This is a genomic window from Oscillibacter sp. CU971 (assembly GCF_905219725.1).
GTDB lineage: Bacteria > Bacillota > Clostridia > Oscillospirales > Oscillospiraceae > Oscillibacter.
Map to the genome: position 1 here is coordinate 1 of NZ_CAJMXG010000125.1, position 8,429 is coordinate 8,429.

Consider the following 8,429-nt stretch of genomic DNA (forward strand, 5'->3'; position numbering starts at 1 on the left):
TAGAGAAACGGGAAGAAATCAAAAGCAATCCGCAGCTTTCTGCCATTGAATACCGCATCAACCGCAGGCCGGGCCGGGACTGGAAAAGCGAGGAATTCTTCCCCGAATATGTTCCTTTATTGGACATTTCCATTACCTTCGTCTGTTTGCCTGGCTTTTACCTGATTTAATCAGTGCTTCCTTAAAACATGGCACATATTACTTCCGGCCTTTCGGTTCGGAAGTAACATTCTCCGGCGTCAGGCCTCCGGCCAGCAGATAGGGCCGGGTCACGCCCCCCAGCCAGGGACCAGTCGAAGGCCACCTTGGGGCGGCGGGACCATCCGCAAAAAGACCGTCATGCGGGACGGGAAAGAGTATACCTATTGGGAGGACCGGATTACAACGGGCCGGGACCCCGGCACGGGAAAGCAGGTCCAGCGTTCCTTTACCGGCAAGACACAGAGGGAGGTCCGGGAAAAGCTCCAAGCCGCCGCCGTGGCCGTCAACTCCGGGACCTATACGGACCCGTCCCGGCTCACCGTGGGGCTAGGCACCATAAGTTACCACCTACTAACAATTTTTGTGAGGGACAGAGGGGGGGACATTATGGAAAACACCTTTTTAGCGCGGAAAGCAAACGGCGAAAAGATTCTAATTTCTGAACTTCTGGCGGCTCCACCCTCCGACGAGATTATGTCAGAGCTCTTTCCCTACAGCAGGAACAGCAGCCATTTTTGATGTCCATTTCGTAAAGTGTGTGGTTTAGGGTGTGAAATGCAGGTGGTTGGCCTGACAAATTATTTTATAATTAGGGTAAGAAGCCGGTCTCAAACGGTTTCGGCCAACGAAAAGCCGATTTTTCCCAGAATGGAAGAATCCGCTGTGAAAACCTAACGGCCAGATCGCGGCGATCACCACACAGGCGGCGCGCGCATCCGGCAAAGCTGTCAACACGCACAGCAGGGGGTTACTAAACGATAGTGAGGAGTGCTACAATGAAAAATTCACGAAACGAACGGATCGTCTTGGATTCCTGGCGAAGATGCGCACAGGCGGGACTCTCGCCCGATTCCACCCGGCAGCTTTACCCGCTCTCGGATCAGCAGCTTAAAACGCTGTGTGAGCAGTCGCACAACGACATTTCCGCCTTTGAGTCCTGTGCGGTGCCCGCCGCTGCCAGCCTGCCAAAAGCCTCCGCGTTTCTTCTGGTCAGCCAGCNGGGAATACTACTGAAAAAAAATACCTGAACTTCCACTTTTCCGGCTTTTCAGACCTGGTTTCTCTTTTTCCGAGGTTCATGCGGGCACCAATGCCGTTGCCCTGTCCATTCGGCACAGCGAGCCGATGTGGACCTTCCCGCAGCAAAACTACTGCACCCTTTTAACAAACTGCACCCTGTACAGCGCCCCATTCACCCCTGATCGCTCCTCTGTCACGTTAGCCATTGTTACAAACCAAAAGCAGATATCCGAGTGGCCTCCCGTACTGCTCCGGCAGCTGATCAGCAGCATGTCGCTGGAGCTTCAGCAGGTGACACGCTCCCACATCCGCCAGAANACGGAGTCCATCCNTTTAACCGCGCGTCAGCGGACGATTCTTCTGCGCATCGCCGGAGGCATGACCGACCGGCAGATCGCGGCCGACCTGCACATCACCCAGGAAACCGTACAGTACCACAAAAAGAACCTGTACCGCCAGCTGGACGCCGAAAACGCTGTGCGGGCCGTGGTCAAAGCACTACAGCTGGGGCTGCTCTCGCTGGAAGATCTCCCGGTTTAGGCGGACCCGGACTGCGGAAACCGGTAGGATTCTGCATCGCTCAGGCAAAACTACTGAAATTAGGGAATTGAAAAAGCTTTGCGGATTTTACATAATTAGCATGAGGTTTGAACCAAAGACACCTCGTATAAGCCCGGGCAGCTCACAAGTAAGGTAGGAGGTTTTTATGAGCAGCAATGTGAACATCAAATATGTCAACCACTCCATGAATCTGGATCAGCCGTCTGTATTCGTATTCACCAAAAACGAGATCCCCAGCTTCGACGCCCTGCGGGAGGGCGTGGCCTGGCGTGTGATTAACAAGGTCGGGCGCGGCTCCTCCTGCAACTTCACCTTCCCCATCTCCACTGAAATCAGCGCCTCCTGGAACGACGGATGCTGCCGGACGGCTATGCTGCCCGCAGTCATCGGAAGCCGCTTCTGCGTCGCCAAGGACAGCACCGGCATTGTCCTTCGGGCCGATGGAAACGCCTCCAGCACGACCTCCATCGACGTTTGCAGCGACATCCAGACCCCAGGCGGCGTCAGCGTCAGCCTGTATAAGGACGGCCGCGTGGTCATGACCAAACAGGTCGTGTCCTACAATCAGAAGGCGACCTTCGTGCTGCATCCCAAGCTGTACTGGGGCCTGGCCTCCGAGATCCAGGAGGGCGACCAGCTCAGCTCCGCGGTCCTCAACTCGGACAGCTTCTTCGAGCAAGATCTGGAAGGCGTGTCCGAGGTGACGGTCGGCCTGTACGGAAACGCCGAGGACGGCTACTCCTTCAAAATCGACGGCTGGAAGTGACCCCCTCCGTCCCCGGCTTCCGCTGGAGAGGTCAAATCCAGCATATCCCACCCACCGAACTCCCAAATCTATCATGAAAGGCTGTCGAATTATGAGCAATCAAATCAAAATTACTTATGTGAACCGCTCCATGAACGAGGACCTCCCCAAGATCTTCCTGTTCCTCAAGAACGAGATCCCCACCTTCGACGCGCTGAAGGACGGCGTGGCCTGGCGCGTCATCCCCGACGTGGGCCGCGGCTCCCAGTGTACGGTGACCTATCCCATCGAAACCGCGGTCAGCGCCTCCTGGAATGACCACGCCTGCCGCACCGCCATGCTCACCGCCTCCATCGGCAAACGCTACCACATCATAGAGGACGGGACCGGCATCACCATCGACGAGGACGGCAACGCCAGCAACACCCGCTCCATCNACGTGGCCAATGATATCCGAGTACCCGGCGGCATCAGCGTCGATCTATACAAGGACGGGAAGCTGATGATGCGGAAAAAGACGGTGGCCTACGACCAGAAGGCGACCTTCGTGCTGTATCCCAAGCTGTATTGGGGCCTGGCCTCCGAGATCCAGGAGGGCGATCAGCTCAACTCCGCGGTCCTCAACTCGGACAGCTTCTTCGAGCAAGACCTGGAGGGCGTGTCTGAGGTGACGGTGGGCCTGTACGGGAATCCCGAGGAAGGCTATCGCTTTGAGGTCGAAAGCCAGAAGTAAGCCTGCGCCTTTGGATACCCGCTCATCGCTGCCGGAGCGGCGCTCCAGCGCTGTTTGAGGAAAGCCAGTCCCTCCCGGGAAGGCCGGCCGTCAGCCCGGGAAGAGACTGGCCTTTTTCTGTCTGGCCGCCGCGCCAACAGCTGCGCGGCGTGCCAGAGCGATTTGGATAGAAACGGAGTTGAATATATGCCAGAATATTCAAAAGTACAGTTTATCGCATGGGAGATCTACACCGGGGCGGTATATGGACCGTCGGGCGCGGACCATTATGCCGGCCTCGCTCCGGCGGCGGGAGACCGGCGGTTTCATGTGCTCAGCCAATGCCTGGATATCATGGCGCGCGTCGAGTTCACCCGCCGGGCCATTGAGACGGCCTATAAAAATGCGCAGGCGGATTCTGAAACACTGAAAATCTTTATGGCGCCGGAGTTCCTCTACAGAGGGGCGGCAGGGGCATACTTCTACAACCTGCTGAACGGCTGGGAGAAGGCGCCCGCCTCCTTTGGCCCCCTGCCCGCTTATTTTAAAGGGCCTTGGGGCGGCCTGTTTGGCGAGCTGCGGGCATTGGCGGCAGAGGAGCGGTTCCAGGACTGGGTCTTTGTATTCGGCAGCGCCATAGGCGCCAGCTTTCCCCTCTCCTCCGTGATTCCCGGCGATCCCCGCTTTTCCGCTGCCACGGGCTGCAACATAGCGCTGATCCAATGCGGCGGCAGTACGCCGCGGCAGTACGCCGCGGCAGCGCGACGCCTGCTACTTCACCGAAAAGCACCTGAAGTCTGCCATTGACTTCGTGAACTTCACCCTGCGCAATGCCACGCCGCGGATACTCACCGATCAGGACATCGCCCATGGCAGCCAGCCCACCTGGAGAATTCTGGACCGCTTGATCCAGGAGGACCCCAAGGGTCTGGGCGGCTCCCTGTTCCGGTTTCCCCACATCCGCAGAAGCGGCGGGCAGATCCTCCAGTTCGGCCTTGAGCTGTGCCTGGACCACTGCGTGGGCTATGTCACCGCCGGCGGCGCGCCCTCGCCCACCGGCCGGCTGGCTGCAGGCACAACCCTGGTGGATATCCAGCTTGTGCCCTCCTGCGGGATGTCGCTGATTCCAACCTCCCTCGCCCTCGGCCCTCGGAGCAGTCCGCGGAATTTCTCCTANGCCTTCAACTGCGATGGACTGNTCCCGATAGGCGGCAGCGGCCATGACCGCAATACGCACATTCAGCTCTGGAACGAGCTTGAGNGCGGGGAAGGCTACCAAGCAAATGAAGTGGCGGTCATTCGGAGAGGCTATGCCGAAGCGGGGCATATCCCCGTCGATGCCGCCGCCGCGGATCTGTCGGCGCTGGCTCCGGCCGAGGAAATCCCGCACACCCTCAGGATCGATGTGCAAAACATTTTGGCCGGCGACCTCTGGCGCAGCCATGAGCCCTTCCGGACAGGCCAAAACAACCACGGGCAATTCTGGCCCCACGGACCCGGCTTCATCCGCGCACTGGAACCCCAGCCGTTGGCGGAGACCCGTGAATCCCTGATTCCATCCGCAAATGGGGCAGGACTATCCCTGCCGCTGCATGAGCATCCCGCCACCGCCCTGAAGGCGCTGGCCAGCGGGGAGGAAACGAGCTGAGCTTCACGCGGCGGCCTGATCCACNGTGCGAAGCGGCGCGNCTGAAGCAAGGCCGCGGCCCCAAGCTAACAGTTTTTTACCGGCGGAGTGCCCCTGCCCGTCCGGCGCCCTCGGAGCGGCGGCAATTTTCGTCCGTTCCGGGGGCTGCTTTTGGGCGTTTTCAGCACTGCGACGCGATATTCTGCGCCCCAAAAACTATATCCCCAGCATGACCGACGAATGGAATACCTCCGCCTCATGGGTAAACTCCACGCCGCCGGAATACTTTTCCGCAATCGCCTCCACGCTGGCCAGGCCAAAGCCGCTGTGCTGGTCTTTGGTGGACAGATAGCGGCCTGCCTCCATTTTTACGGTCCCGTTAAAGCCGTTGTCCACGGTGACCGCCAGCATCTTCCCGAAGCAGGCCATGTTGAAGCGGATAAAACGGGCCTCGCCCTCCACCAGAAGCGCGGCGTCAAACGCGTTTTCCAGCAGGTTCCCGATCAGGACGGACAGATCAATATCCTGGACGGCCAGATCCGCCGGGATCGCAATACGCGCTGAAAAGCAGATGTCCTGCTCCGCCGACAGCATTCGATAATAGTCGGCCACCGTGTTCACCACGGCGTTATCGCACAGCTTGGGGATTTCGAGCTCCTTCGTGACCAGCAGGTAATGGTCCAAATACNGCTCCGCCTCCTTTANGTTCCNGCCTTGGAGGAAGCCCTGTANCGTAATCATATGGNGTTTGAGATCATGGCGCATCCGCCGGGTTGCCTCCATATTGTTGCTGATCCGGCGGTATTGCTCCACCTGAAGGGAGAGCTGGCAATGAAGCTCGTCATATTTCCGCTGGGCGCTCATTTTCTCATGGGTGATGTCCAATAGCTTGAAGCAGATGCCGTTCATCGCAAAAATTGAGATCAGCAGAGCGATATAGAGCAGCAAATTCATTGGCTCATAAAGATTGAGGTAGCCGAAGCAGATCAGGCCGCTGGACAGCGCCACGCACAAAACGATGGACAGCGTGGATATGTAGATGCTCTCCCTGTTCGTAAAGCTGTCCGCCATGATTTGGTAGTGCCGCTTGAGGACGAAAAACAAAACGGGCAGGAACGCCGCGGCCGCCAGAAGCAGAATCAGCGGCGCACAGCCCAGGTATGGCAGCCCGTCGCTTCTGCCCATATGCAGCCTTGTGGCAATCGCGTTGCTGATGGACGTGATGATAAACGCTCCGCTCAGAACGTAGGAGAACACAAACAGCTTTTTCGGCCATGAAGCGGTTACGGCGTACAAATACCACAGGAAGCAGAAAATCAGGCTCACAAAAAAAGCCATGTTGACCTTGACAAACAGTCAGGGGTCGGAGGCCGACGCACGGTGCAGCGCACATCCTGTCAGCGCGAACGCCGCCGCAAGCCCCNNAAACAGAATCAGNATAACGGCCNCGGTTTTCNNGAGGGGAAAGCGAAGCTGCCCCGCAAAAGGCTGAATGCACAGGAGCGCAAAGGGCCCAATCTGTATCAGCCAGCCGAAAAACAGTCTCCAAAAGATCACTCCTCAGCCCTCCTCGCTAAACGAAAGAGAAAGCTTTGATACTGTCTTTTCAGCTCGGTCCGATTGCCCCTGGACAGCATGATCTCTGTGCCGCCTGCTAAAATCACCCGGTCAAACAGGAAGGACTCCACAAACCGCATATTCACCACATAGCTGCGCTGCGCCCGCAGGAAAGCATCGTCCAGCTGCTCAAACAGCGCGTCCAGAGAGGTATAGGTGCGGAAGTCGCTTTTGGCGGTATGTACAATGCACAGCTTGTTCAGCACTTCGATAAACACGATCNGCTCCATCGGCACCGGAATCGTTCCCTGATTCGTCTTTATCACCAGGCTTTTCCGGGGAGGTTCCCCCAGCCGCATCAGGCACCGCTCCATCGCCTCCGCCACAGACTGGGCGCTCAGCGGCTTCGTGGGATAGTGGGCGGCGTTCAGCCGGAAGGCTTCCACAGCATACTCCCGGCTGACGGTGGTGAACACGATCTGCTGGCGGGCCAGGGCACCGGCCCGCTCCGCCGCCTCCATCCCGTTCATGCCGGGCAGGTAGATGTCCATAAAAAGAATGTCATACCGCTGAGCCGACGCCAAAAAATCCTCCCCCCCGGAAAATACATCTATGACGGCCTCCAGCCTCTTTTTTTCGCAAAATGCCTGGATCATCTCCCGCAGCAGGAGCAGCTCATTCTTTTCATCATCACACAAAGCGATATGCAAATCAATCTCCCCTTCAGACCGGCGGCGCAAAATACCGGACGTGCGCCTGTCAGTATGAGCCGGCGCGCGGCTTTGGCCGGTCAGCGCCCCAGTACTGCAAAAACCCCTGTGTCCATACCAACACAGGAGTTTTGGGCGGCTCACCGGATTCCTTGCTGCCGGTATTTGAAACTCAGGCCATCGGAGTCAGGGACGGGCGAATTCTAATCGACACGGATGAATCCGACGGCACCGCCGGGAGGGGCTGNCGGTGCCGAGCCGCCTGTCCTCTTAGCCGGATCAATCGGAGAAAGGCGGAAGCATTGCTGTACCCTGGATAAGCCTTTTTACAGTTTATATTATAACACAGCAGATAAAAATTTCCATACTGATTTGGCAAAAATAATATGCCTTCCCGTAAATATGATTTGTTTGTAAAGCTGACCGCTAAAGCATTTTTTCGGCAAGTGTTTACAGGGCCTTGGCTTACAAGAACGCCTCCGAGACAGGCCCATCGGTCGAGGCCCGGTTCAAAGCCATGCGCATGCCGGCTCCGCGGAGGATTCCCTCAAGCCGTTTCCGCATTTTGCCGGGGGAAATCCTTTCGACCTCCGCTATTTGCGAAAAACAGAGCAGGGCGGCTGCCGGGTTTGCGAGCCGATCCAGGGATGCGTCGGAAATTGGACTCTCACCCTGGACTTTTTTCCCGTTCCGCGCTATAATGGAGCCATTCTAAAAAGGAGGGTGAACCCCATGACCCCGGAGAAAAACGACAAGAAGCTGACCCGCTGGCTGCTGGCGGCTACCATCGCCCTTTTGGCACTGGTGCTGTGTCTCCAGCTCTGGCAGATGTTCGGCAGAAAAACCGGAAACGGCGCCCTGGTCTCAGATTCCGCCAACGGCCCGGCCGCGCCCCAGGCCGCAGAGCCCCTGACTCCCCCCGCCGCCGGCGTCTCTCAAGGCAAGACTACCATGATCGAAGACGTTCAGGCCCTCAACCCCGCCTTGTCCTCCGATGATCTGGCCTCCCTCTCCTCCAAGGAGCTGGAACAGCTCTGGAAGACCGGCGCGCCGGGCCTGCCCATCGGCATGTCCCTTGCCGCCCACGCGGCGGAACAGTACGCCGGAACCCTGGAAGTGGACTCCGTCACCAGCAAGACGGAGCCGGAGCTGGACGAGGCCCCCGCCCACTACGAAGTGGAACTCCGTCACCCCACCCTGGGGAACTTCAAATATAAAAGCGACGCCTACACCGGCGAGGTGCTGGAGGGCCTTCCCGATATCATGGGAAGCGTTCCGTCCGCCGCGCCGCAGGAG

General features: G+C 58.1%; 8 protein-coding genes. 6 read left to right on the top strand and 2 right to left on the bottom strand.

The annotated features are described in order from the left end of the window. The first annotated feature begins 339 nt into the window (after positions 1 to 339). The 5 genes from JX325_RS09715 (at position 340) to JX325_RS09735 (ending at position 4,046) form a co-directional block, all read left to right on the top strand. On the top strand, positions 340 to 720 hold the full coding sequence (locus tag JX325_RS09715; RefSeq protein ID WP_204790949.1) for a hypothetical protein: 381 nt from the start codon (positions 340 to 342) through the stop codon (positions 718 to 720). Positions 721 to 1,512: 792 nt separating this feature from the next. Next, on the top strand, positions 1,513 to 1,761 hold the full coding sequence (locus JX325_RS09720; RefSeq protein ID WP_204790950.1) for a response regulator transcription factor: 249 nt from the start codon (positions 1,513 to 1,515) through the stop codon (positions 1,759 to 1,761). Positions 1,762 to 1,927: 166 nt separating this feature from the next. Then, positions 1,928 to 2,548: a hypothetical protein gene (locus JX325_RS09725; RefSeq protein ID WP_204790951.1), complete on the top strand. Its 621-nt coding sequence runs from the start codon at positions 1,928 to 1,930 to the stop codon at positions 2,546 to 2,548. Positions 2,549 to 2,639: 91 nt separating this feature from the next. Then, positions 2,640 to 3,260, top strand: coding sequence for a hypothetical protein (locus JX325_RS09730; protein WP_204790952.1), 621 nt, complete (start codon positions 2,640 to 2,642; stop codon positions 3,258 to 3,260). Between the two features lie 186 nt (positions 3,261 to 3,446). Continuing rightward, positions 3,447 to 4,046 carry a hypothetical protein gene (locus tag JX325_RS09735; RefSeq protein ID WP_204790953.1) on the top strand — a complete coding sequence of 200 codons (600 nt, stop codon included), beginning with the start codon at positions 3,447 to 3,449 and terminating at the stop codon, positions 4,044 to 4,046. A 1,036-nt stretch (positions 4,047 to 5,082) separates the two neighbouring features. Here JX325_RS09735 and JX325_RS09740 read toward each other — a convergent pair. Then, entirely contained in the window at positions 5,083 to 6,204 is a 1,122-nt protein-coding gene (locus tag JX325_RS09740) for an ATP-binding protein (RefSeq protein WP_204790954.1), read from the bottom strand. Between the two features lie 215 nt (positions 6,205 to 6,419). After that, positions 6,420 to 7,133: a LytTR family DNA-binding domain-containing protein gene (locus tag JX325_RS09745; protein WP_204790955.1), complete on the bottom strand. Its 714-nt coding sequence runs from the start codon at positions 7,131 to 7,133 to the stop codon at positions 6,420 to 6,422. Positions 7,134 to 7,865: 732 nt separating this feature from the next. On the opposite strand from JX325_RS09745, the gene JX325_RS09750 reads away from it, so the two are divergent. Beyond that, positions 7,866 to 8,429, top strand: a 564-nt coding sequence (locus JX325_RS09750) for a PepSY domain-containing protein (RefSeq protein ID WP_204790956.1), incomplete at its 3' end; no start/stop codon positions are given.